Raw genomic sequence first — 21,853 nt, 5'->3', positions numbered from 1 at the left:
TGCCCTCGGCGGTGATGCGGTGCGGTCAGTCGGAGACCGCGGCAGCCAGCAGCTCCACGAAGCCGACGTCCTCCCGCGCCACGCCGAAGACCTCGGCGCGCAGCAGGGTCCGCTCGGCCCACGCGCGGTGCGGCTTCACCTCGTTCATCTTGTTCGTGTACGCCGACCTCAGCACGCCCCCGCCGCCCCGCTCGGGCCGCAGGATGTCCGCCGCGTCGCTGAACTCCTCGTGGCTGACCACGGACAGCGCGTGCACGGGCAGGACGTGGGAGGGGTGGATGCAGGTCTTGCCGAGCAGTCCGTTGGCCTGGTCCAGGGAGATCTCCCGCAGCAGTCCGTCCATCGCGTGCTCGATCAGCTTCGCGCGCAGTTCGACCGCCTGCACCTCCATGAAGGGGCTCTGCCGCAACTGTGGCTTGAACATGCGCTCCTGCACCCGGAAGTACTCCCACACCGGTCCGGTCACCGTGAACCCGGTGCCGTCGGCGCGTCCCAGCATGTTCACCACGTCGGCGATCACGGAGGCGACGACCTGGAGGTCGTAGGCCGTCATGTCGGGGGCCCTGCGCAGCCCGTACGACGAGCAGAAGTCCGTCACGCCGAGGCGCAGCGCGAGCACTCGGTCGCGGTGCTTGTCGACCGCGCGGAAGATCCCCTCCAGGGTCTCCACCCGCGACTCGCGGTAGAGCAGTTCGGGCGATTCGAGGACCGGCATGGCGAACAGGCGCCGTCCGCTCTCCGTCTCGGCGGCCTCCACCGCCTCCAGGAACGGGATGCCCCGCTCCCCGGTGAACTTCGGCAGCACGAACCCGGACAGCAGCCGCACCGCGGGCCCGAGGCGCCGTACCAGGTCGGGTATCTGCTGGGGGGCGCGCACCCGGATGAACAGCAGCGGGGGCTCCACGGCGCCGGGCGTCCGCGTCAGCGAGGCCAGTTCGGTGAACTGCCGGACCAGGTTCTCCTCGCCGTCCTCCACCTCGGCGTCGTCGATCGAGTCCTCCAGGCACAGCACCATCGAGACCACGCCGCGGCCCGCCTGCTTGACGATGTCGGCGGCGAGGCTCGGCCGGGTGGCCGGGCTGTACAGCGTGGCGCCGAGGGCGGCGGAGAGCGTCCGGGCCGGGGAGTCGGCGGTGAACTCGCACGGCTCCCGGTGGAACAGGCGCTGCCGCAACTCGGTGGCGAGATGCCCGAAATGACGCATGAAACTCCCCCCGTGGCGCATCGAGCGGCCTGCGAAGACTGGCAAAAGGTGGCCGGTAATAGTACGTACGAATCCATGTCCGAGGTTCCCGCGGGGCATGAATTTCAGGTAACCCCGCCGCGTCGACGCCCCGCGTTGTCGTGATCAGGACGGAGAAGGCAGGATGACCGCATGACGCACGCGATGCTGAAGGGGTCGAACGTCCCGCTGGACGCCGCCACAGTACGGGCCGTGGTGCGCTGGACACCCGGGCAGGGGATCCCGGACGTCGACGCCTCGGCGCTGCTCCTGGGGCCCGGCGGCCGTGTGCGCTCCGACGAGGACTTCGTCTTCTACAACCAGCCGCGGCATCCGTCCGGGACGGTCTGGCGGCTGGGCAAGAAGCGGGTCGCCGACGGTCTGACGGACACGGTCCAGGCGGATCTCGCCGGGCTCGATCCCGAGGTGGGCCGGATCCTGCTGGTCGCCTCGGCGGACGGCGTCGCCTTCGACGCCGTACAGGGGCTGCGCATCCTGCTGTACGACGCGGCGGCCACCGGGCAGGAGGCGCTTGCCTACTTCGACATCACACCCGAGACCGGCCAGGAGACCGCGCTGATCTGCGGTGAGCTGTACCGGCGGGGCGAGGGCTGGAAGTTCCGCGCGCTCGGCGAAGGCTACTCCAACGGTCTGAAGGGCCTCGCCACGGACTTCGGCATCTCGGTGGACGAGTCGGAGGAGGCGCAGGGCGCGACTCCCGCCGCCGCGCAGCCGCTGCCGCCGGAGCAGCCCGCGCCGGTGCCGGCTCAGCCGGCGTACGGGTATCCGCAGCCGGCCTACGGCTATCCGCAGCCCGCGTACGGCTACCCGCAGCAGCCGCCGGCGGTCACGGCCCCGTCGGGGTACGGGTATCCCCCGCCGGTGGCGGCCGCACCCGACCCGGAGTTCCGGCTGCCGCCGCAGGGGCCGCAGTTCATCGGGCAGTAGGGCGGCCCGGGGCGGGGTGCGCTACCGGTCGGCCTTGGACTTGTAGCCACGGCCCCACTGAAGGCCCCAGCCGTACAGGCGGTCCAGTTCCGACTGGAAGCCGTAGACGAACTTGACCTCGCGGCGGACGATCAGTTCGTCCTTGACGTTCTCGATCAGGACCACCGCGCACGAGCGTGCCTGCGGGTGGCGTTCGTCGAGGCCGATCTCGATGCGCGGGCCGTTGCTCGGGTACATCGTGACGATCGCGTGGGTGCGGTCGAAGGCCGGAGTCTGGTCGTAGATGTACACGAAGACCAGCAGCCGTTTGATCTGGTCCCGGTGGTCGAGGTTGATGTACATGGTCTCGCCGGACGCGGACCCGAACCGGTCGTCGCCGCTGAGTTTGACGTACGGCGGTGCGTTGACGTCGCCGAGGAAGCCGCCGAGGGGCTGTACGACGCCCTTGGTGCCGTCGGACAGCTCGTACATGCAGCCGAGGTCGAGGTCGACGTTGACCATGCTCTGGCTGTGCCCGATCACCTGCGGCGGCTTGAGCGCCCTGAGCGGGTGCCGCAGCAGGCTGTCCCGGGTCGGACCGCCGAGGTCGGAGGTGCGCATCCGCCAGGCCAGGTTGACGCGCAGATGGCCGGTGGCCGCGCCCTGCTTGGTCAGCGACACATGGTGGTGCCGTTTGGTCAGTTCGATCGCGTTGGTCGAGGCGCTGCCCGAGTCGAAGTCGGCCGCGCGCCCTCCCAGCAGACCGTCGAAGAAGCCCATGTCCCTTTCCGCCCCCAGTTCACACACACCGGACCCACGCGACGGGGCGGCCCCGGAGGACCGGTTCGACCCGGTTCCCGGCGGCCGCCCCGCACAGAAGCGTTCCCTCCCCCGGAGGGGTGTCACACCCCTGAGGAGACCTCGCTCTGGGTGTCCGCCGTGCCCGCCGGGCTTCCCTCGGCCGCCGCCAGGGCGCGGTTGCGGCGCACCGAGGACCAGAAGGACCAGGCGATGAGGACCACGCCGACCAGGCCGGTGATCACCTCGTTGATCTGGTACTGGATGGTGACCATGAGGATCACGGCCAGCGCGCCGATCGCGTAGTGCGCGCCGTGCTCCAGGTAGACGTAGTCGTCGAGGGTGCCCTGGCGGACCAGGTAGACCGTGAGTGAACGGACGTACATGGCGCCGATGCCGAGGCCGAGGGCCATCAGGACGATGTCGTTGGTGATGGCGAAGGCGCCGATCACGCCGTCGAAGGAGAAGGACGCGTCGAGCACCTCGAGGTAGAGGAACATGAAGAACGCGGCCTTGCCGGCCAGGGCGACGGCCGAACGCTTCCTGCCGGTGCGCGCGGCCTCTTCCTCCTCCTCGTGCTCGCGTTCCTCGTCCTCCTCGAGCTTGTCCTCGAAGTAGCCGGAGAGTCCGCCGACGACCATGTAGGTGATCAGACCGGCGATGCCGGAGATCAGTACCGTCTGCGCCTTGTCGACGTGCGCGCCGCCGTGCTGGTGGGCGTGGGTGGCGAAGGTGAAGGCGGTGATGAGCAGCACGGCCAGGGCGATGCAGACCGACAGCATGTCGATCCTGCCGAGCTTGGCGAGCGGCCGCTCGATCCAGGGCAGCCACTTGATGTCCCGGTCCTCGAAGATGAAGTCGAGGAAGATCATCAGCAGGAACATGCCACCGAACGCGGCGATCGCGGGGTGGGCGTCCGTGACCAGCTGCTGGTAGTGGTCCTTGTTGTTGAGCGCGAGGTCGACGGCCTCGACAGGGCCCATCTTGGCGCTGATGGCGACGATGACGACGGGGAAGACCAGCCGCATGCCGAAGACCGCGACGAGTACGCCGACCGTGAGGAAGATCTTCTGCCAGAAGGCATTCATCTTCTTCAGGATTCCGGCGTTGACCACCGCGTTGTCGAAGGACAGCGAGATCTCGAGGATCGACAGGATCGCCACGATTCCGAAGGCGGTCCACCCCCCGTACAAGACCGCCGCGGCAAGGCCGACCGCGGTCACCGCGAACGACCAGCCGAAGGTTTTCAGGAGCACTGGCTACCCAATCCGTATCCGGTACGGGTCTCCCCCGCGCCGCACTTGGCTTTACGAAACGTTGACCCCGAAGTCTAGGGCGATTCCGCGCAGCCCGGACGCGTACCCCTGGCCCACCGCGCGGAACTTCCATTCGCCCCGGTAGCGGTAGAGCTCGCCGAAGATCATCGCGGTTTCCGTGCTGGCGTCCTCGCTCAGGTCGTAACGGGCGAGTTCCGTGCCGTCGGCCTGGTTGAGCACGCGGATGTAGGCGTCCGAGACCTGCCCGAAGGTCTGTCCGCGCTCGTCGGCCATGTGGATGGAGACCGGGAAGACGATCTTCTCGCACTGCGAGGGCACTCGGGTGAGGTCCACCAGGATCGTCTCGTCGTCGCCCTCGCCCTCGCCGGTGAGGTTGTCGCCGGTGTGCTCCACGGAGCCGTCCGGGCTCGTGAGCTGGTTGTAGAACACGAACCACTCGTCGCCCAGCACCCGGTTGGCGCCGGTGCACAGCAGCGCGCTGGCGTCGAGGTCGAAGGGGGCTCCGGTGGTGGAGCGCTCCTCCCAGCCGAGTCCGACCATGACGTTGGTCAGGTTCGGTGCGGCCTTCGAGAGGGAGACGTTGCCTCCCTTGGCGAGCGTGACGCCCATGATGCTGGTCCTCCCCGAGGTGGTGCCTGTCTGGTTGTCCTGCGCGTCCGGCGCCGCGCTGAAACGCGCGGCGCCGGACGGGTCGGGATTGGTCGAAGCCGGGCGGACCTTGGCTCAGACGTTCACGCCGAAGTCCTGCGCGATGCCGCGCAGGCCCGAGGCGTAGCCCTGGCCGATGGCGCGGAACTTCCACTCGGCGCCGTGCCGGTACAGCTCGCCGAAGACCATGGCCGTCTCGGTCGAGGCGTCCTCGCTGAGGTCGTACCGCGCGATCTCCTGGCCGCCGGCCTGGTTCACCACGCGGATGTACGCGTTGCGCACCTGACCGAAGGACTGCTGACGGTTCTCGGCGTCGTAGATCGAGACCGGGAAGACGATCTTGTCGACGTCGGCCGGGACGCCGGCCAGGTTGACCTTGATCGTCTCGTCGTCGCCCTCGCCCTCGCCGGTGAGGTTGTCACCGGTGTGCTCCACCGAGCCGTCGGGGCTCTTGAGGTTGTTGAAGAAGACGAAGTGCTGGTCGCTGACCACCTTGCCGGAGTTGTTCAGCAGCAGCGCGCTGGCGTCGAGGTCGAAGTCGCTGCCGGTCGTGGTGCGGGCGTCCCAGCCCAGGCCGACGAGGACCGCGGTCAGGCCCGGGGCCTCCTTCGTCAGCGATACGTTGCCGCCCTTGCTGAGGCTGACTCCCACGAGTCCTCCATTGGTGTCCTGGGGCGGGGAGCCCCGTCGTGCATCGGATATGGGATCAACGACTCGATCCTAGTGACGGGTTCCCGCGCCACGCAGGCCCTGGAGCCGAAGAATCACCGGTGTCGGGGGCACCGGGTCACAGGGTGTCGAGCGCCTTCACGTAGTCGTTCAGGTCGCGCGCGTCCGGCAGGCCGTTGACGACCGTCCAGCGCACGACGCCCTCCTTGTCGATGATGAAGGTGCCGCGCACCGCGCAGCCCTTGCCCTCGTCGAAGACGCCGTAGGCGCGCGAAGTGTTGCCGTGCGGCCAGAAATCGCTCAGCAGCGGGTACTCCAGGCCCTCCTGCTCGCCGAAGACGCGCAGGGTGGGGATGGAGTCGTTGGAGACGGCGAGCAGCTGGGTGTCGTCGTTGACGAACTTCGGCAGGTTGTCGCGCAGGGCGCACAGCTCGCCGGTGCACACACCGGTGAAGGCGAACGGGTAGAAGAGCAGCACCACGTTCTTCTCGCCACGGAAGTCGGACAGCCGCACGGTCCGGCCGTGGTTGTCCTTGAGTTCGAAGTCGGGCGCCTTGTCGCCGACCTGGATCGCCATCGTCCTGCTTCCCTTCGGTGGGCCTGTTCGGGTGATGCCACCCTACGCAGTGATCACCGCAGGCCGACGGACGGGCCGACACAAGTCGGCCCGTCCGTCGGTCCGGGGACGAAGTGGAGCTACTTCTTCGGCTTGGCTGCCTTGGGCGTCGCGAGGCGGCTGCCGCTCCAGTCCTTGCCGACACTGACGCTCTTGCTCGCCGACAGCCCCGCCGTGGTCGCGGCTTCCGAGATGTCACTCGGCTCCACGTACCCGGCACGGCCCGTCTTCGGCGTGAAGAGCAGGATCGCGCCACCCTCCTCGATGTACGTGGTGGCGTCCACCAGCACATCCGTAAGGTCGCCGTCGTCGTCGCGGAACCACAGCACCACGGCGTCGGCCACGTCGTCGTAGTCCTCGTCCACGAGTTCGCTGCCGATCGCTTCCTCGATGGCCTCGCGGAGGTCCTGGTCTACGTCGTCGTCGTAGCCGATCTCCTGGACCACCTGCCCGGGCTGGAATCCCAACCTGGCGGCTGGGCTGGTCCGCTCCTCCGCGTGGTCCGCGGTCGCGCTCACGGGTTGCCTCCTGATGATGTTGCGATTTAGGTCTTCAGCCACGCGCATGCGCGAAGCATTGGCCGTAGTCCACACGGGCGGGCCGGATCGCGCAAGTACCCGGCGGTTCAGACCGCCGAAACGGTGACGATCCCGGCTGTGTCGCCGCAACTTCTGACACGGTATCGCGATCAGCGGTGACACACACCACACCGTTCTGTCCGGTTCGCGTGTTCGGGAGCACACCTCCGGGCAGGGGTTGCCGGAGAGAGCCGTCGGTTACCCCGCGGTAGAGATGACGTGCGGCTCGTGCGAGGTACACGATGGGGAACGGCGCAGACACAGTCAGACAAACCTACAGGAACACAGGAAACCAACAGAACGAACCCAGATTCGCCGCAGACATGTCAGCCCTCTGACAGGTAAGGAACAGCGTGGCTTCCGGATCCGATCGAAACCCGATCATCATTGGCGGCCTCCCGAGTCAGGTTCCTGACTTCGATCCCGAGGAGACCCAGGAGTGGCTCGACTCGCTCGACGCCGCGGTCGACGAGCGGGGCCGTGAGCGCGCCCGCTACCTCATGCTCCGGCTGATCGAGCGCGCCCGCGAGAAGCGCGTGGCCGTGCCCGAGATGCGCAGCACGGACTACGTCAACACCATCCCCACCAAGAGCGAGCCGTTCTTCCCCGGCAACGAGGAGATCGAGCGCAGGATCCTCAACGCCACGCGCTGGAACGCCGCGGTGATGGTCTCCCGCGCCCAGCGGCCGGGCATCGGCGTCGGCGGCCACATCGCCACCTTCGCCTCCTCCGCCTCCCTCTACGACGTCGGCTTCAACCACTTCTTCCGCGGCAAGGACGACGGCAGGGGCGGCGACCAGGTCTTCTTCCAGGGGCACGCCTCACCGGGCATCTACGCGCGCGCGTACCTGCTGGACCGTCTCTCCGAGGAGCACCTGGACGGCTTCCGCCAGGAGAAGTCCAAGGCGCCCTACGGACTGTCCAGCTATCCGCACCCGCGCTCGATGCCGGACTTCTGGGAGTTCCCGACGGTCTCCATGGGCCTCGGTCCGATCGGCGCGATCTTCCAGGCCCGGATGAACCGGTACATGCAGGCGCGCGGGATCGCGGACACCTCCGACTCGCACGTGTGGGCGTTCCTCGGCGACGGCGAGATGGACGAGCCGGAGTCGCTCGGCCAGTTGTCGATCGCCGCCCGTGAGGGCCTGGACAACCTGACCTTCGTGGTCAACTGCAACCTCCAGCGCCTGGACGGCCCGGTGCGCGGCAACGGCAAGATCATCCAGGAGCTGGAGTCGGTCTTCCGCGGCGCCGGCTGGAACGTGATCAAGCTCATCTGGGACCGCACCTGGGACCCGCTGCTGGCCCAGGACCGCGACGGCGTGCTGGTCAACAGGATGAACACCACGCCGGACGGCCAGTTCCAGACCTACGCCACCGAGTCCGGCGCCTACATCCGCCGGCACTTCTTCGGCGACGACCACCGGCTGCGCAAGATGGTCGAGCACATGACCGACCAGCAGATCCTGCACCTGGGCCGCGGCGGCCACGACCACCGCAAGATCTACGCGGCGTACAAGGCGGCCCTGGACCACAAGGGGCAGCCGACGGTCATCCTGGCCAAGACGGTCAAGGGCTGGACGCTCGGCCCGAACTTCGAGGGCCGCAACGCCACCCACCAGATGAAGAAGCTGACGGTCGACGACCTCAAGCACTTCCGCGACCGTCTGCACCTGCCGATCTCCGACCGGGAGCTGGAGTCCGGCCCGCCGCCGTACTACCACCCGGGCCGGGAGACCGAGGAGATCCAGTACATGCACGACCGCCGCAAGGGCTGCGGCGGCTACGTGCCGACCCGGATCGTGCGCTCCAAGCCGCTCCGCCTTCCGGGCGACCGGACGTACGCGTCCGTGAAGAAGGGCTCGGGCCAACAGTCCATCGCGACCACCATGGCCTTCGTCCGGCTGCTGAAGGACCTCATGCGGGACAAGGAGATCGGCGGGCGGTTCGTGCTGATCGCGCCGGACGAGTACCGCACGTTCGGCATGGACTCCTTCTTCCCGAGTGCGAAGATCTACAATCCGCTCGGCCAGCAGTACGAGTCCGTCGACCGCGATCTGCTGCTCGCCTACAAGGAGTCGCCGACCGGGCAGATGCTGCACGACGGCATCTCCGAGGCGGGCTGCACGGCCTCGCTGATCGCGGCGGGCTCGGCCTACGCCACCCACGGCGAGCCGCTGATCCCGGTGTACGTCTTCTACTCGATGTTCGGTTTCCAGCGCACCGGCGACCAGTTCTGGCAGATGGCCGACCAGTTGGCGCGCGGTTTCGTCCTGGGCGCGACCGCCGGCCGCACGACCCTGACCGGTGAGGGGCTCCAGCACGCCGACGGGCACTCCCAGCTGCTGGCCTCCACCAACCCGGCGTGCGTGGCCTACGACCCGGCGTACGGGTACGAGATCGCGCACATCGTGCAGGACGGACTGCGCCGCATGTACGGCGGCGACGAACGGCATCCGCACGGTGAGGACGTCTTCTACTACCTCACCGTCTACAACGAGCCGATCCAGCAGCCGGCCGAGCCGGCGGACGTGGACACCGAGGGCATCCTCAAGGGCCTGCACCGGCTCGGCGAGGGCACGGCGGGCGACATCCCGGCGCAGATCATGGCGTCGGGTGTGGCGGTCCCGTGGGCCCTGGAGGCGCAGCGGATCCTCGCCGAGGACTGGAACGTCCGGGCCGGTGTCTGGTCGGCGACCTCCTGGAACGAGCTGCGGCGCGAGGCCGTGGCGTGCGAGGAGTACAACCTGCTGCACCCGGAGGAGGAGCAGCGGGTGCCGTGGGTGACGCGGAGGCTGAGCGCGGCCGAGGGGCCGTTCGTGGCCGTCTCCGACTGGATGCGCTCGGTGCCGGACCAGATCGCGCGGTGGGTGCCGGGTACGTACCAGTCGCTGGGTGCCGACGGCTTCGGCTTCGCCGACACCCGCGGGGCGGCGCGGCGGTTCTTCCACATCGACGCCCAGTCGATCGTGCTGGCGGTGCTGACGGAGCTGGCCCGGGAGGGCAGGGTCGACCGGTCGGTGCTGAAGCAGGCTCTGGACCGCTACCGGATCCTGGAGGTGTCGGCGGCCGACCCGGGCACGGCGGGCGGCGACGCCTAGGGAGACGCTCCTGAAGCCGCGAGAGGGCGGCGGACCATCGGTCCGCCGCCCTCTTGTCCGGTGCCAGAACTCTTGTCCGGTGTCAGAACAGGCCGCCGCCCGGCGTTGCCGCTCCGGCCAGCCAGACGACGGCCAGGAGGGTGTCGATGGCGCCCAGGACCACGGCGACCAGGGCCGGGAGCGAGCGGTCGCCCGCCCAGGTGCGGCCCATCGCGAGCCAGCCGCAGACGACCGCCGCCGGGCCGAGGACGATCCCCAGCGCGAAGAAACCGGCGACCGCGCAGATGGTCCCGATGATCCCGAGTGTCGCGCGGTCCGGCCGTCCCCCAAGCTCCCGGCTTCGCTTGAGCAGGGGGGACCCCCATCGCTGCCCCGTCCGGCCGCGTGAACGGGGGTACCCGCGCGTTCCGCCTCCGAAGCCCGCCATCATCAACTCCCTTGGAAATCTGTCGAGTTGGAGTTCCTCTGGGTTTCGTAGGTGCGGGTACCCCGGTTCCGGCCGCCGAAGCCGCCCGCGCGCTGCCCCCCTCCGGCAGCGCGCGCCGGCCGCTTCTCCCCCGTCCCCTGCGGAGGACTTGACCCACTGTCACCCGCGGTATGCACCGGAGGCGAGGGATCTTCGGCGGAGTCACCCTGACGGGCGAACTCCGCCGATTTGGGGCGCCGTCAGATGTGGCCGACGCCCGCGCCCGCTTCCGCGTTCTCCCCGCGCTTGGTGAACAGAGCCACCAGGACGGCCACGGCCGCGATCCCGGCGGCCACGAGGGAGGCGAGGCTCATCCCGGAGATGAACGTCTCGTGCGCGACGGAGGTGATCTTCGTGGCGATCGCCTCGGGCGTACCCTCCGGCACCGGCGCCGCGCCGAACTGGACCGCCTCGGAGGCCTGGTCGAGCTGGGTGTGGGTGAGCGGCGGGAGCCCCGCGTCCTTCCAGTTGCCGGCCAGGTCGCTGTTGACCTTGGAGGCCATCACCGCGCCCAGCACGGCCGTACCGAGGCTGCCGCCGATCTGCATGGCGGACTGCTGGAGACCGCCGGCCACACCGGACAGCTCCAGGGGCGCGTTGCCGACGATGACCTCGGTGGCGCCGACCATGACCGGGGCGAGGCCGAGGCCCAGCAGGGCGAACCAGAGTGACATGGTGAGGCCGCTCGTGCCCGTCTCAAGCGTGGACATGCCGTACATGGCGAGCGCGGTGGCCGCCATGCCGCCCGCCAGCGGAATGCGCGGGCCCACCTTGGTGATCATGAATCCCGCGAGCGGGGAGCCGACGATCATCATGCCGGTGAGCGGGAGGAGGTGCGTGCCCGCCTCGATCGGGCTCATCCCATGGACGTTCTGGAGGTAGAAGGTCACGAAGAACAGGCCGCCCATGAACGCGATGGCCATCAGGACCATGAGCACCACGCCCGCGGACAGCGGGACCGAGCGGAACAGCGCCAGCGGGATCAGCGGCTCCTTCACCCTGGTCTCCCAGAAGGCGAAGGCGGCGAAGCCGAGCACGGACGCGGCGATGAACGTCCACGTCGTGCCGTCGCCCCAGCCCCAGGCCGGAGCCTTGATCAGGGCCCACACCAGGCAGAACATCGCTCCGGAGAGCAGGACGATGCCGAGGATGTCGAAGGAGCGCGGCGCGTTCTCGGCGCGGTGGTCGAGCAGGATCAGCAGGCCCAGGACCAGGGCGAGGGCGCCGACGGGCACGTTGATGAAGAACACCGACTGCCAGTTGACGTGCTCGACGAGCACACCGCCGAGGATCGGGCCGCCTGCGGTGGAGGCACCGATGACCATGCCCCAGATGCCGATGGCCATGTTGAGCTTCTCGGCCGGGAAGGTGGCCCGCAGCAGGCCGAGCGCGGCCGGCATCAGCAGCGCGCCGAACAGGCCCTGGAAGACCCGGAAGATGATGACCATGGCGATGGTGTCCGACAGGCCGATGGCGCCCGAGGCGGCGGCGAAGCCGGTCACACCGATGAGGAAGGTCTGCCGGTGCCCGAAGCGGTCACCCAGCTTGCCCGCGGTGATCAGGGAGACCGCGAGGGCGAGGAAGTAGGCGTTGGTGATCCACTGCACATCGGCGAGGGTCGCGTGCAGCTCCCTGCCGATCACGGGGTTGGCGATGGCCACGATGGTGCCGTCGAGGGCCACCATCATGACCCCTACGGCGACGGTGATCAGGGTGACCCACGGGTGCCCTCGCAGCCCCTTGGCGGGCATGGGGTCCGGCAGGCCCGCAGAGGCGCCGTCCCCCGGCCCCGTCGTGTCGATGGTGGTCTGACTAGTCATACATTCGAGGCTAATGACAGTCACTGACAAACGACAAACCAATTCACAAGTCGGTAACTGACGTGTCACTCCCCTATAGTCTGATCAGGGGAAACGGTTCGCGTTCGGGGAAGCGGTGCGGGAAAGAGGTCCGGAGAGGTCCATGGAGACGGCGGGGACCGCCGGGACGGCGCCACGGACGCTGTCACGGACGGCGGCACGGCCGGGACTGCGCGAACGCAAGAAGCGGCGCACCCGCGACGCACTGCTGCGGGCGGCGCTGGAACTGTTCACCGCCCAGGGGTACGAACGGACGACGGTCGACGAGATCGCCGAGGCCGTCGACGTCTCCCAGCGCACCTTCTTCCGCTACTTCCCGGGCAAGGAGGAGGCCGCCTTCGCCGTGCAGGAGATGGTGGAGGCGCACTTCGTCGACTCGCTGCGCGCCCGGCCGCCCGGGGAGGCTCCGCTGGAGGCGCTGCGCCGGAGCCTGCTGGAGGGCTGGGACACGATCAGCGACGCCGTGGGGAGCGTCGTGCCCGTGGAGCTGTATCTGCGCATGTTCCGGGTGATCGAGTCGACGCCGGCCCTGCTCGCCGAGCATCTGCGGCGCTCGGCGGAGACCGAGGAGCAGATCGCGCGGCTGCTCGCCGAGCGCGAGGGCCTCGACGTGGACACCGACCCGCGGCCGCGGCTGGCGGTGGCCGTGTTCGGCGCGGTGATGCGCGTGACGAGCTGCCAGTGGAGCACGCGTGAAAACGCCGGCGCGGAGGCCATGCGCGAACTCACCGCCGCGTACCTCGATCAGGTGGGACCCGCGCTCACCGGGAACTGGCGCACGAGCCCGCAGCGTTGAACCGGCACATTCCGCCGATCTTGAACTGCCGTACGCCCGCCGGACCTTGGACACGCTCACCGGCTGAGGTCACCGTCACACCGCTCGAAACGTGATACCTGTCACTCGGTTAACGCGAGACCGTCTCGTTCTCCTAGTGTGTCCTTCCAGTGACTTCCTTCGACGCCTCCCCACAACTCAACGTCTGGCGCGCACTGCTCGCGCTGGCCGTGGTCTTCGTGATGCTGGCCACCACCGGCTGGACCGCGGTGCGCGGCCATCGCGGGACCACCGCCCTCCAGGCGTCGCAGACCGCCTGGGACCACGGCCACCTGCACGGGCACCGGCTGCCGGACGCGGACGCCTCCCCCGATCTGCTGCGGCGCTTCTTCGGCTCGCTCGGCGCACAGGACCGCGCCCGGCTCGCCCGTCGCTATCCGCTCGCGGTCGGCAACATGGACGGCGCCCCGGTCGGGCTGCGCTACCAGGCCAACCGCATCGCGCTGCGCCAGGCGTGCAGAGCCGAGCAGGCCCGCACGCACGACAGCCGGCTCTCGCCGGCCGGGCAGCAGGACGCGGGCCGCCGCATGCAGCGCTACACCTCGCTGATGGCGAAGGACCGGCAGATCCTGGCCTTCGACCCCGAGGGCTCGGGCCGGGTCGCCGAGGTCTTCGGCGACCTGCGCAGGGCCGAACGGGTCTCCGTCGTCGTCCCCGGCGTCGACACCGACCTGATCACCTTCCGGAAGACCTACCGCCCGTACTCGGCGCCGTTCGGCATGGCGAAGTCGCTGTACGCGGCGGAGCGCGAGGCGGACCCGTCGACCCGTACGGCCGTGATCGCCTGGGCCGACTACACCTCGCCGAGCGGACTCGGCGTGGACGCGGCCACGGCGATGCGCGCCACGGAGGGCGCGGTGCGGCTGAACAAGCTGCTGCGGGGGCTGCCCGGCGACTCCTCCGTCTCGCTGTTCTGCCACAGCTACGGGTCGGTGGTGTGCGGCGTGGCCGCGCGTGCCCTGCCGCGGCGGGTCTCCGACATAGCGGTGGCCGCCAGCCCGGGCATGCGCGTGCAGAGCGCCTCCCACCTGCACACCTCCGCCCGGGTGTGGGCGATGCGGGACGCCACCGACTGGATCCAGGACGTGCCCTACCTCGAACTCGGCGGCCTCGGCCACGGCGCCGACCCGGTCTCCCCGGCGTTCGGGGCACGGGTTCTCTCGGCACAGGGCGCCAAGGGCCACGCCGGCTACTTCGAGCCGGGCACCGACAGCCTGGCCAACTTCGCCGAGATCGGGGTCGGCGCGTACGGCTCGGTGCGGTGCGCACATGACGACGACGGATGCCGGGCGGATTTGTCCGGTGCGACTCCGGCCGGACGCGCGTAGAGACAGCAGGAACTGCGGTCCGCCCGGGGAGGGACGAAGGAGCCCCGGCCCCCTACGATGAGCCGCATGGGTGATGTACTGGCCGGATTTCATGCTGCCTGGGAGTTCGAGTCCGATTCCGTGCTCATCCGCTACGAACGGGGGATTCGAACACCCAAGCTCTTCCAGGTCCTCGGAACCCGCAGGATCCCGCTGGCGGCCCTCGCGGGCGTGACGCTCGGCGCGGGGCGCCGCGGCACCATGGTCCTGCGTGCCGAGCCCAGACCGGGCGCCGACCCGCTGATGGACGCGGCCGACGGGCAGCTCAAGGAGAGCTGCGACCCGTACCGCCTGGTGCTGCCCGCCGAACAGGAGACACCGGCCGAGCGCTACGCCGAGCGACTGCGCGCCCGGCTCTTCGCGAGCGGACCGGCCGACCGCCACCTGGTGGCGGCACCGGAGGCCCCGCTCCAGTTCAAGGCGTACGACGGGAAGGCGTCCTTCGACGGTACGGCGGTGCGGTTCCGGTGGTCCCGGACGGGAGCGTCCTCGGCCAAGTGGAAGGCCGGGGACCAGAGCTTCCCCGTCGCCGACATGGGAGGGGTGGAGTGGCGCTCGCCCGAGGCCTTCGAGGGGCATCTGCGGCTGCTGCCGCGCGATCCGGCCGCCGCCGCGCCGCTGTCGCAGCCGGACCAGGATCCGGCCTCGGTGGTGTTCGGGCTCGGATACGGGCCGGTGCACGAGTCACTGCCGTTCGCCGCAGCCGTCCTGGCGGCGGTGCGGGAGAGGGGTCCGGCGACGCCGGTACCGGTGCCGGCCCCGCACCGGAACCCGGCCGGCATCGCGGAACGGATCCGGCACCTCGGGGAGCTTCATCGGGCGGGGCTGGTCACCGACGAGGAGTTCTCGCTGAAGAAGGCGGAACTCCTCTCCGAGCTGTAGGAGTTACCGCTCGGCCGAGCCGCGGGGCTACCGCTCCTCCCGGCTTCGCGACGTGAACGACATGTCGGCGTAACGCGGCCCCGACACCTTCGCGGCGATCGGCTCAAGCAGCGCCAGTTCCTCGTCCGTCAGGGCGATCCGGGTCGCCGCCGCGTTCTCCTCCACCCGGCTCGCCCTGCGGGTGCCGGGGATCTGGACGACCGGGAGGCCGTGCACGGACGACTGCTGCTGCACCCAGGCCAGCGCGATCTGCGCGAGCGAGGCTCCGTGGGCCTCTGCGACCGTGCGGACCGGCTCCAGCAGGGCGGCGTTGGCCACCGCGTTCTCCCCCTGGAAGCGGGGCATGGTGCGGCGGAGGTCGTCGCCGGTCAGATCCTTCTCGGCGTCGACGAACCGGCCGGTCAGGAAGCCCCGGCCGAGCGGCGAGTACGGCACCAGCGCCACGCCGAGATCGCGCGCCGCGGGCACCACATGTGCCTCGATGTCGCGGCTGAACAGCGACCACTCCGACTGCACCGCGGCGATCGGGTGCACGGCCCGCGCGGCCCGCAGCTCGCCGGCCGTGACCTCGCTCAGGCCCAGGTGCCTCACCTTGCCCTCGCGCACCAGGTCGGCCATGGTCCCGACGCTCTCCTCGATCGGGACGTTCACGTCGCGGCGGTGCATGTAGTAGAGGTCGATCACGTCGACGTCCAGGCGCCGCAGGCTCGCCTCGACGGCCTGCCGGATGTACGGCGGGTCGTTGCGGATGATCCGCCTGTTCGGCTCGTCCGGCGGGATCGACAGGGCGAACTTGGTGGCGATCACGACCTCGTCCCGGTGCGCCTTGAGGAAGGGCGCGAGGAACCGCTCGTTCTCGCCCCGTCCGTAGGCGTCGGCCGTGTCGTAGAGGGTCACGCCCAGTTCCAGGGCGCGTTCCAGGGCGGCGCGGGACTCCTCCGCGTCCGCGGGGCCGTAGGCGAAGCTCATGCCCATGCAGCCGAGGCCCTGTACGCCGACCTCCGGTCCCTCCTCACCCAGCCGTACGGTCGGGATCCTGCTTTCGGTCATCGCGTTGTCTCCGTTTCTCAGGAGCGTGCGTCTTCTCAGGAATTCGCGGCGTCTCGGGGGCGCTTCCGCCGCTCAGTGTCGTCCGGCGTCCGCGTAGAAGCTGATCTTGCGGTCCAGTACCGCCAGCGTGTCGCGGAGTTCGCCGATCCGGGCCAGGACGTCCCGGCGGGTCGCCTCCAGCAGCGCGCACCGCTCGCCGTAGGTGCCCTCGCCCTCGCGCACCAGCTCCGCGTACCGGACCATGTCGGCGACCGGCATCCCGGTCAGCCGGAGCTTGCCGACCAGGTCGAGCCAGTCGAGGTCGCTGTTGGTGTACCGGCGCTGGCCGGTGTGCGAGCGGTCGACGTGGGGCATCAGGCCGATCCGCTCGTACCAGCGCAGGGTGTGGGCCGTCAGCCCGGTGAAGGCGACGACCTCGCTGATCGTGTATCCGTCCTGCCCGTCGGGGCGTGGGTGCCGCCGGGGCGGGGCGGAACAGAGGTCGGCGCCGGTGGGGGCTTCCTCCGTCTTCTCGATGGTCACGGCCGTGGTCTGCGTCACCGTCATGACCTCAACGCTATGACTTTCGAGTGCGCTCCAGGCAAGCCGGGCCCGGCACCGGGGCGGAAAATGCGCGCGACGCGGGACGTGCGGGGTCGTTAGCGTGCCGGTCATGAGTCTCGTACGACGTGCCGAGCCCGAGGACGCCGCGGAAGTGCTGCGACTGCGCCAGGTGATGATCGACTCGGTCCACGGCACCGATCCTTCCACCGACTGGCACGCGGAGTCCCTGCCGGTACTGAAGGTCCGGCTCGCCGAGCAGGACGGCGACTTCGCGGCGTTCGTCGTGGATCACCCGGAGCAGCCGGGGGCGCTGGCCTCGCTCGCGGCCGGGACGCTGGAGTACCGGATCGGGCGGGCGGACAATCCGCGCGGGCGGGTCGGATACGTCTTCAGCGTCGCGACCGATCCGGACGCCCGACGCCACGGATACGCGCGCGCGTGCATGGAGTCGCTGCTGGACTGGTTCCGGGAGCGGGGCGCGGCACACGTCGACCTCAACGCGTCCGCCGAGGCCGCGCCGCTCTACGCCGATCTGGGCTTCGTGCGCAAGCCCGACCCCTCGATGCGGCTGCGCCTGTGAGCGGCATAGGCTCGACGTCATGTCGTTGAACTCCCTGGCGTCGATCGAGAACTGGCCGGTCCCCACCGCGGCGGCGGGCGTGGTCCGCGCGGACGGCACGGTCCTGGGCACCCACGGCCCGACCGCGCGGCCCTTCCCGCTGGCCTCGGTCACCAAGCCGCTGGCGGCCTACGCGGTGCTCGTCGCCTACGAGGAGGGCGCGATCGAGCTGGACGAGCCGGCCGGCCCGCCCGGCGCGACCGTCCGGCATCTGCTCGCCCACACCTCGGGGCTGGCCTTCGACGAACACCGGGTGATGGCCCCGCCCGGCGAGCGGCGGCTGTACTCCAACGCGGGCTTCGAGCAGCTCGGCGACCATGTGGCGAAGGTCACGGACATCCCGTTCGCGGAGTACCTGCGCCAGGCGGTCCTGGCCCCGCTGGGCATGACGCGGACGACCCTGGACGGCTCCCCGGCGAAGGACGCGGTCTCGACGGTCGACGACCTGCTCCTCTTCGCCGCCGAGATACAGGCCCCGCGCCTGCTGGACCCGCGCACGGTCGCCGAGGCGATGACGGTCCAGTACCCCGGCACCAAGGGCGTCCTGCCGGGCTACGGCCACCAGAACCCCAACGACTGGGGCCTCGGCTTCGAGATCCGCGACTCCAAGTCCCCCCACTGGACGGGCGCTTCCTCCTCCCCCCGCACCTTCGGCCACTTCGGCCAGTCCGGCACGTTCCTGTGGACCGACCCCGCCGCGGGCGCGGCCTGCGTCGCCCTGACGGACCGCGCCTTCGGCCCGTGGGCGACCGAGGCCTGGCCGCCGTTCACGGACGCGGTCCTGTCCGAACTGCGCGCCGCCTGAACCCCAGCCGGCTGCCATGGACATCGCTTTCCGGCGCCTGCTCCCCTACGACACCGAGCCCCTGGTCCGCTTCCTGACCGGTGAGAGCTGGCCGCTGCACAGCGTCAGCGAGGTGGACGGCGACACGGCCCGCCAGTGGATCGCCGAGGGACGCTTCGAGAGCGAGGAGAACAGGAGCTTCTGGATCCTCGCCCCCGAGGAGCCCGTCGGCCTGGTCCGGCTCATGGACCTGGCCGACGACACGCCCCTGTTCGACCTTCGCCTGCGGGCCGGGCACCGGGGGCGCGGCATCGGCCGCGAGGCCGTGACCTGGCTGACGCGGTATCTGTTCGAGGAGTTCCCGCACATCCGTCGCATCGAGGGAACCACGCGCCAGGACAACCACCCGATGCGCCGCGTCTTCCTGCGCTGCGGCTACGCCAAGGAAGCCCACTACCGGGACGCCTGGCCGGACCGGGACGGCACGCTCCACGACACGGTCGGCTACGCGATCCTGCGCCGTGACTGGCTGAGTGGGCGCGTCACGCTCCCGCGGTGGGACGACGAGCCCGACGGCCGGGGGCCGGGGAGGTAACGGGGCATCGCCCCCGTTCACGGGGTCAGCCGGCCGCCATCTCCCACATCAGCAGCTCCGCGTCCGTCAGGGCCACCGCCTCGGCATCCCTGGCCGACGTGAGGCGGGCCGCGTCCCCCGGGCCCAACTCATCCTCGCCCAGGCGCACTTCGCCCCGCGCCACATGGACGTACACGTACGCCGCGTCCGGGACCGCCGTCCGCTCCCCCGCCGCCAGGCGGCGGACGTGGAGCATGGCGCCGGCCTCCGGGACGGCGTACGGGGTGGAGTCGGCGATGCCGTGGACGAGTTCGTAGCAGGGGGTGCCGCCGGGCTCCAGGGGGGCCAGCCAGGTCTGGACGAACGTCAGGGGGGTGGGGCCTGCGTTGCGTTCCACGTGGTGGACGCCGCCCGCCGAGCTCAGGCGCTGGACGTCGCCGGGGCGGACCACCGTCTCGCGGCCCGTGGAGTCGCGGTGGGTCAGTTCGCCCTCGACGACCCAGGTGACGATCTCGGTGTGGCTGTGCCGGTGCTCGTCGAAACCGGCGCCGGGTGCCAGGTGTTCCTCGTTGCAGGCGATCATCGCGCCGAAGCGGAGGTTGTCCGGGTCGTAGTGCGGGCCGAAGGAGAAGGCGTGCCGGGAGGTGATTCCGGCGGCCGGCTCGCCGCCCTCGTAGCGCTCTGCCGCGCGCCGTACTTCCGTCGTCACGCGGACCACCGTAACGCCCGGCCGTGAGGGGCCCCGGCAGCCCAGGCCAGACCCGGCCACACGCACGCACGTCCGGATGAGGCAGTCTTGTCCCCGTGCCCGAACCCGAAACCCGCCAGGCCGATGCCGCAGTCCACTCCGTCCATCCCCATGCCGCGACCCTGAAAAGACTGGAGAAGTCCTCCGGGTCGCTGGCCGCGCAGGCGATCGCGCGGATGGACGAGACGCTGCCGTGGTACCGGGCGATGCCCCCGGAGAACCGTTCCTGGATCGGGCTGGTCGCCCAGGCGGGCATCGCCGCCTTCACCGAGTGGTTCCGGCACCCGGACGCGCCCCAGGCGATCTCCACCGATGTGTTCGGGACCGCGCCGCGCGAGCTGACGCGGGCGATCACGCTGCGGCAGACCGTGGAGATGGTGCGCACCACGATCGAGGTCATGGAGTCGGCCATCGACGAGGTGGCGGCGCCGGGCGACGAGTCCGCGCTCCGGGAGGCGCTGCTCGTCTACGCCCGTGAGATCGCCTTCGCCACCGCCCAGGTCTACGCGCAGGCCGCCGAGGCACGCGGTGCCTGGGACGCCCGGCTGGAGTCCCTGGTCGTCAACGCGGTGCTGAGCGGGGAGGCCGACGAGGGGGCCGTGTCGCGGGCCGCCGCCCTGGGCTGGAACTCTCCCGAGCACGTGTGCGTGGTGCTCGGGACCGCGCCCGACGGGGACTCCGAGCTGACCGTGGAGGCCATCCGGCGGGCCGCCCGGCACGCCAAGCTCCAGGTGCTCACCGGGGTCCTCGGGAACCGGCTGGTCGTGATCGCGGGCGGCAGCGACAATCCGCTGGCGGTGGCCAAGTCGTTGATCGGGCCGTATGCCCCGGGCCCCGTCGTCGCCGGGCCCGTCGTGCCCGATCTGCTCGCCGCGACCCGGTCCGCGCAGGCCGCCGCGGCCGGACTGAAGGCCTGCTCGGCCTGGCAGGACGCGCCGCGGCCGGTACTGGCGGACGATCTCCTGCCGGAGCGCGCCATCGCCGGTGACCCTGGCGCGCGGGAGCAGTTGGTAGAGGAGATCTACAGACCGCTGGAGGAAGCCGGCTCCGCTCTTCTCGAAACGCTCAGCGTCTATCTGGAGCAGGCGAGCAGTCTGGAAGGCGCGGCCAGGATGCTCTTCGTTCACCCGAACACCGTGCGCTACCGGCTCCGACGTGTGACTGACGTCACCGGTTGGTCACCCTCCGATGTACGATCCGCGTTCACCCTGCGGATCGCACTGATCCTTGGGCGTCTGGCCGACGGAGATCCCCAGGCCTAGGCTTTTGTCGGGGGCCCACAAAACCCCTTCCTGTTCTTCGTCCCTGTCCCCACGGGCGGTCGCGGCCGTCCCCAAGAGAGAGTGTGAGAGTGCTCGTACTCGTCGCTCCCGGCCAAGGCGCCCAGACGCCCGGCTTCCTGACTCCCTGGCTCGAACTGCCCGGCGCCGCCGACCGTGTGGCCGCCTGGTCCGACGCCATCGGCCTGGACCTCGTCCACTACGGCACGCAGGCCGACGCGGACGCGATCCGCGACACCGCGGTGGCCCAGCCTCTGCTGGTCGCCGCCGGGCTGCTGTCGGCAGCGGCACTGGGTGACACCGGCGCGGACGTGGTCGCGGGCCACAGCGTCGGCGAGATCACCGCCGCCGCGTTCGCGGGCGTCCTGGACGACACCGCGGCGCTGACCCTGGTCCGCCGCCGCGGCCTGGCCATGGCCGAGGCCGCCGCGATCACCGAGACGGGCATGTCGGCGCTGCTCGGCGGCGACCCGGACGTGTCCACGGCGCACCTGGGCAAGCTGGGCCTGACCCCGGCGAACGTCAACGGGGCCGGCCAGATCGTGGCCGCCGGCACCATGGAGCAGCTCGCCGCCCTGAGCGAGGACATGCCGGAGGGCGTGCGCAAGGTCGTCCCGCTGAAGGTGGCCGGCGCCTTCCACACGCACCACATGGCGTCCGCGGTCGAGAAGCTGGCGGAGGCCGCCAAGGCGCTCTCGCCCGCCGACCCGAAGGTCACCTACGTCTCCAACAAGGACGGCCGGGCCGTGCACAGCGGCGCCGAGGTCGTCGAGCGGCTGGTCGGCCAGGTCGCCAACCCGGTCCGCTGGGACCTGTGCATGGAGACCTTCAAGGAGCTGGGCGCCACCGCCCTCGTCGAGGTGTGCCCCGGCGGCACCCTGACCGGCCTGGCCAAGCGCGCGCTGCCCGGCGTGAAGACGCTGGCGCTGAAGACCCCCGACGACCTCGACGCGGCCCGCGAGCTCATCGCCGAGCACGCGAGCGCCTGACGCCTTAAGGAGCCGACGAGC

Annotated in this window: 22 protein-coding genes; 10 read left to right on the top strand and 12 right to left on the bottom strand. The window is 70.4% G+C overall.

Going from position 1 to position 21,853, the window contains the following annotated elements; all coding sequences use genetic code 11:
* Window positions 1–25: 25 nt before the first annotated feature.
* Window positions 26–1,204, bottom strand: a complete 1,179-nt coding sequence (locus tag CG719_RS03735) for an HpcH/HpaI aldolase/citrate lyase family protein (protein WP_100567006.1) — start codon at window positions 1,202–1,204, stop codon at window positions 26–28.
* Window positions 1,205–1,375: 171 nt separating this feature from the next.
* On the opposite strand from CG719_RS03735, the gene CG719_RS03730 reads away from it, so the two are divergent.
* On the top strand, window positions 1,376–2,170 hold the full coding sequence (locus CG719_RS03730; protein WP_100567005.1) for a TerD family protein: 795 nt from the start codon (window positions 1,376–1,378) through the stop codon (window positions 2,168–2,170).
* A 21-nt stretch (window positions 2,171–2,191) separates the two neighbouring features.
* Here the strand turns inward: CG719_RS03730 and CG719_RS03725 are convergent, their stop codons facing one another.
* From CG719_RS03725 to CG719_RS03700, 6 genes are all read right to left on the bottom strand, one after another.
* The gene (locus tag CG719_RS03725) at window positions 2,192–2,929 is read right to left on the bottom strand and encodes a TerD family protein (protein ID WP_100567004.1); all 738 of its coding nucleotides are present in this window, start codon (window positions 2,927–2,929) and stop codon (window positions 2,192–2,194) included.
* Window positions 2,930–3,051: 122 nt separating this feature from the next.
* Complete coding sequence (locus CG719_RS03720) at window positions 3,052–4,203, bottom strand: DUF475 domain-containing protein (RefSeq protein WP_100567003.1); 1,152 nt, start codon at window positions 4,201–4,203, stop codon at window positions 3,052–3,054.
* Between the two features lie 51 nt (window positions 4,204–4,254).
* On the bottom strand, window positions 4,255–4,833 hold the full coding sequence (locus tag CG719_RS03715; RefSeq protein ID WP_100567002.1) for a TerD family protein: 579 nt from the start codon (window positions 4,831–4,833) through the stop codon (window positions 4,255–4,257).
* A gap of 114 nt (window positions 4,834–4,947) precedes the next feature.
* Window positions 4,948–5,523: a TerD family protein gene (locus CG719_RS03710; protein WP_100567001.1), complete on the bottom strand. Its 576-nt coding sequence runs from the start codon at window positions 5,521–5,523 to the stop codon at window positions 4,948–4,950.
* A 136-nt stretch (window positions 5,524–5,659) separates the two neighbouring features.
* Complete coding sequence (locus CG719_RS03705) at window positions 5,660–6,118, bottom strand: peroxiredoxin (RefSeq protein WP_100567000.1); 459 nt, start codon at window positions 6,116–6,118, stop codon at window positions 5,660–5,662.
* 119 nt (window positions 6,119–6,237) lie between these two features.
* Window positions 6,238–6,675 (bottom strand): DUF3052 domain-containing protein, encoded by a 438-nt coding sequence (locus tag CG719_RS03700; RefSeq protein ID WP_199836495.1) that lies wholly within the window; start codon window positions 6,673–6,675, stop codon window positions 6,238–6,240.
* 413 nt (window positions 6,676–7,088) lie between these two features.
* Between CG719_RS03700 and aceE the strand changes: the two genes are divergently transcribed.
* Complete coding sequence (gene aceE / locus CG719_RS03690) at window positions 7,089–9,836, top strand: pyruvate dehydrogenase (acetyl-transferring), homodimeric type (protein ID WP_100566999.1); 2,748 nt, start codon at window positions 7,089–7,091, stop codon at window positions 9,834–9,836.
* A gap of 82 nt (window positions 9,837–9,918) precedes the next feature.
* Here the strand turns inward: aceE and CG719_RS03685 are convergent, their stop codons facing one another.
* Window positions 9,919–10,266 (bottom strand): small hydrophobic protein, encoded by a 348-nt coding sequence (locus CG719_RS03685; RefSeq protein WP_100566998.1) that lies wholly within the window; start codon window positions 10,264–10,266, stop codon window positions 9,919–9,921.
* 236 nt (window positions 10,267–10,502) lie between these two features.
* Window positions 10,503–12,053 (bottom strand): MFS transporter, encoded by a 1,551-nt coding sequence (locus CG719_RS03680; RefSeq protein ID WP_376493073.1) that lies wholly within the window; start codon window positions 12,051–12,053, stop codon window positions 10,503–10,505.
* Between the two features lie 211 nt (window positions 12,054–12,264).
* Here CG719_RS03680 and CG719_RS03675 point away from each other — a divergent pair, with 211 nt between their 5' ends.
* The 3 genes from CG719_RS03675 to CG719_RS03665 all read left to right on the top strand — a co-directional run bounded on the left by CG719_RS03675 (window position 12,265) and on the right by CG719_RS03665 (window position 15,245).
* Window positions 12,265–12,957 (top strand): TetR family transcriptional regulator, encoded by a 693-nt coding sequence (locus CG719_RS03675; RefSeq protein WP_100566996.1) that lies wholly within the window; start codon window positions 12,265–12,267, stop codon window positions 12,955–12,957.
* A gap of 149 nt (window positions 12,958–13,106) precedes the next feature.
* Window positions 13,107–14,324 carry an alpha/beta hydrolase gene (locus tag CG719_RS03670; protein ID WP_100566995.1) on the top strand — a complete coding sequence of 406 codons (1,218 nt, stop codon included), beginning with the start codon at window positions 13,107–13,109 and terminating at the stop codon, window positions 14,322–14,324.
* A 66-nt stretch (window positions 14,325–14,390) separates the two neighbouring features.
* Entirely contained in the window at window positions 14,391–15,245 is an 855-nt protein-coding gene (locus tag CG719_RS03665; protein WP_100566994.1) for a DUF4429 domain-containing protein, read from the top strand.
* A 27-nt stretch (window positions 15,246–15,272) separates the two neighbouring features.
* Here CG719_RS03665 and CG719_RS03660 read toward each other — a convergent pair whose 3' ends face one another.
* Both CG719_RS03660 and CG719_RS03655 read right to left on the bottom strand, forming a co-directional pair.
* Window positions 15,273–16,295 carry an aldo/keto reductase gene (locus CG719_RS03660; RefSeq protein WP_100566993.1) on the bottom strand — a complete coding sequence of 341 codons (1,023 nt, stop codon included), beginning with the start codon at window positions 16,293–16,295 and terminating at the stop codon, window positions 15,273–15,275.
* A gap of 72 nt (window positions 16,296–16,367) precedes the next feature.
* A complete protein-coding gene (locus CG719_RS03655; RefSeq protein WP_199836494.1) occupies window positions 16,368–16,841 on the bottom strand; it encodes a MerR family transcriptional regulator in 474 nt (157 codons plus the stop codon).
* Between the two features lie 106 nt (window positions 16,842–16,947).
* Here CG719_RS03655 and CG719_RS03650 point away from each other — a divergent pair, with 106 nt between their 5' ends.
* The 3 genes from CG719_RS03650 to CG719_RS03640 are packed head-to-tail and all read left to right on the top strand — an operon-like array spanning window position 16,948 to window position 18,836.
* Entirely contained in the window at window positions 16,948–17,418 is a 471-nt protein-coding gene (locus CG719_RS03650; RefSeq protein ID WP_100566991.1) for a GNAT family N-acetyltransferase, read from the top strand.
* A 19-nt stretch (window positions 17,419–17,437) separates the two neighbouring features.
* Complete coding sequence (locus CG719_RS03645) at window positions 17,438–18,262, top strand: serine hydrolase domain-containing protein (RefSeq protein WP_100566990.1); 825 nt, start codon at window positions 17,438–17,440, stop codon at window positions 18,260–18,262.
* A 16-nt stretch (window positions 18,263–18,278) separates the two neighbouring features.
* Window positions 18,279–18,836 carry a GNAT family N-acetyltransferase gene (locus tag CG719_RS03640; RefSeq protein WP_100566989.1) on the top strand — a complete coding sequence of 186 codons (558 nt, stop codon included), beginning with the start codon at window positions 18,279–18,281 and terminating at the stop codon, window positions 18,834–18,836.
* 25 nt (window positions 18,837–18,861) lie between these two features.
* On the opposite strand, the gene CG719_RS03635 is transcribed toward CG719_RS03640, so the two are convergent.
* The gene (locus CG719_RS03635) at window positions 18,862–19,524 is read right to left on the bottom strand and encodes a pirin family protein (RefSeq protein ID WP_100566988.1); all 663 of its coding nucleotides are present in this window, start codon (window positions 19,522–19,524) and stop codon (window positions 18,862–18,864) included.
* 95 nt (window positions 19,525–19,619) lie between these two features.
* Between CG719_RS03635 and fasR the strand changes: the two genes are divergently transcribed.
* Both fasR and CG719_RS03625 read left to right on the top strand, forming a co-directional pair.
* Window positions 19,620–20,825, top strand: coding sequence for a fatty acid biosynthesis transcriptional regulator FasR (fasR, locus tag CG719_RS03630; protein WP_100566987.1), 1,206 nt, complete (start codon window positions 19,620–19,622; stop codon window positions 20,823–20,825).
* A gap of 89 nt (window positions 20,826–20,914) precedes the next feature.
* Window positions 20,915–21,832 carry an ACP S-malonyltransferase gene (locus CG719_RS03625; RefSeq protein ID WP_100566986.1) on the top strand — a complete coding sequence of 306 codons (918 nt, stop codon included), beginning with the start codon at window positions 20,915–20,917 and terminating at the stop codon, window positions 21,830–21,832.
* Window positions 21,833–21,853 lie beyond the last annotated feature (21 nt).

The sequence above is a fragment of the Streptomyces sp. CB01373 genome (genome assembly GCF_002803075.1).
GTDB lineage: Bacteria > Actinomycetota > Actinomycetes > Streptomycetales > Streptomycetaceae > Streptomyces.
The sequence above is the reverse complement of the archived record's forward strand: the minus strand, read 5'-3'. Positions and strand labels throughout refer to the sequence as shown.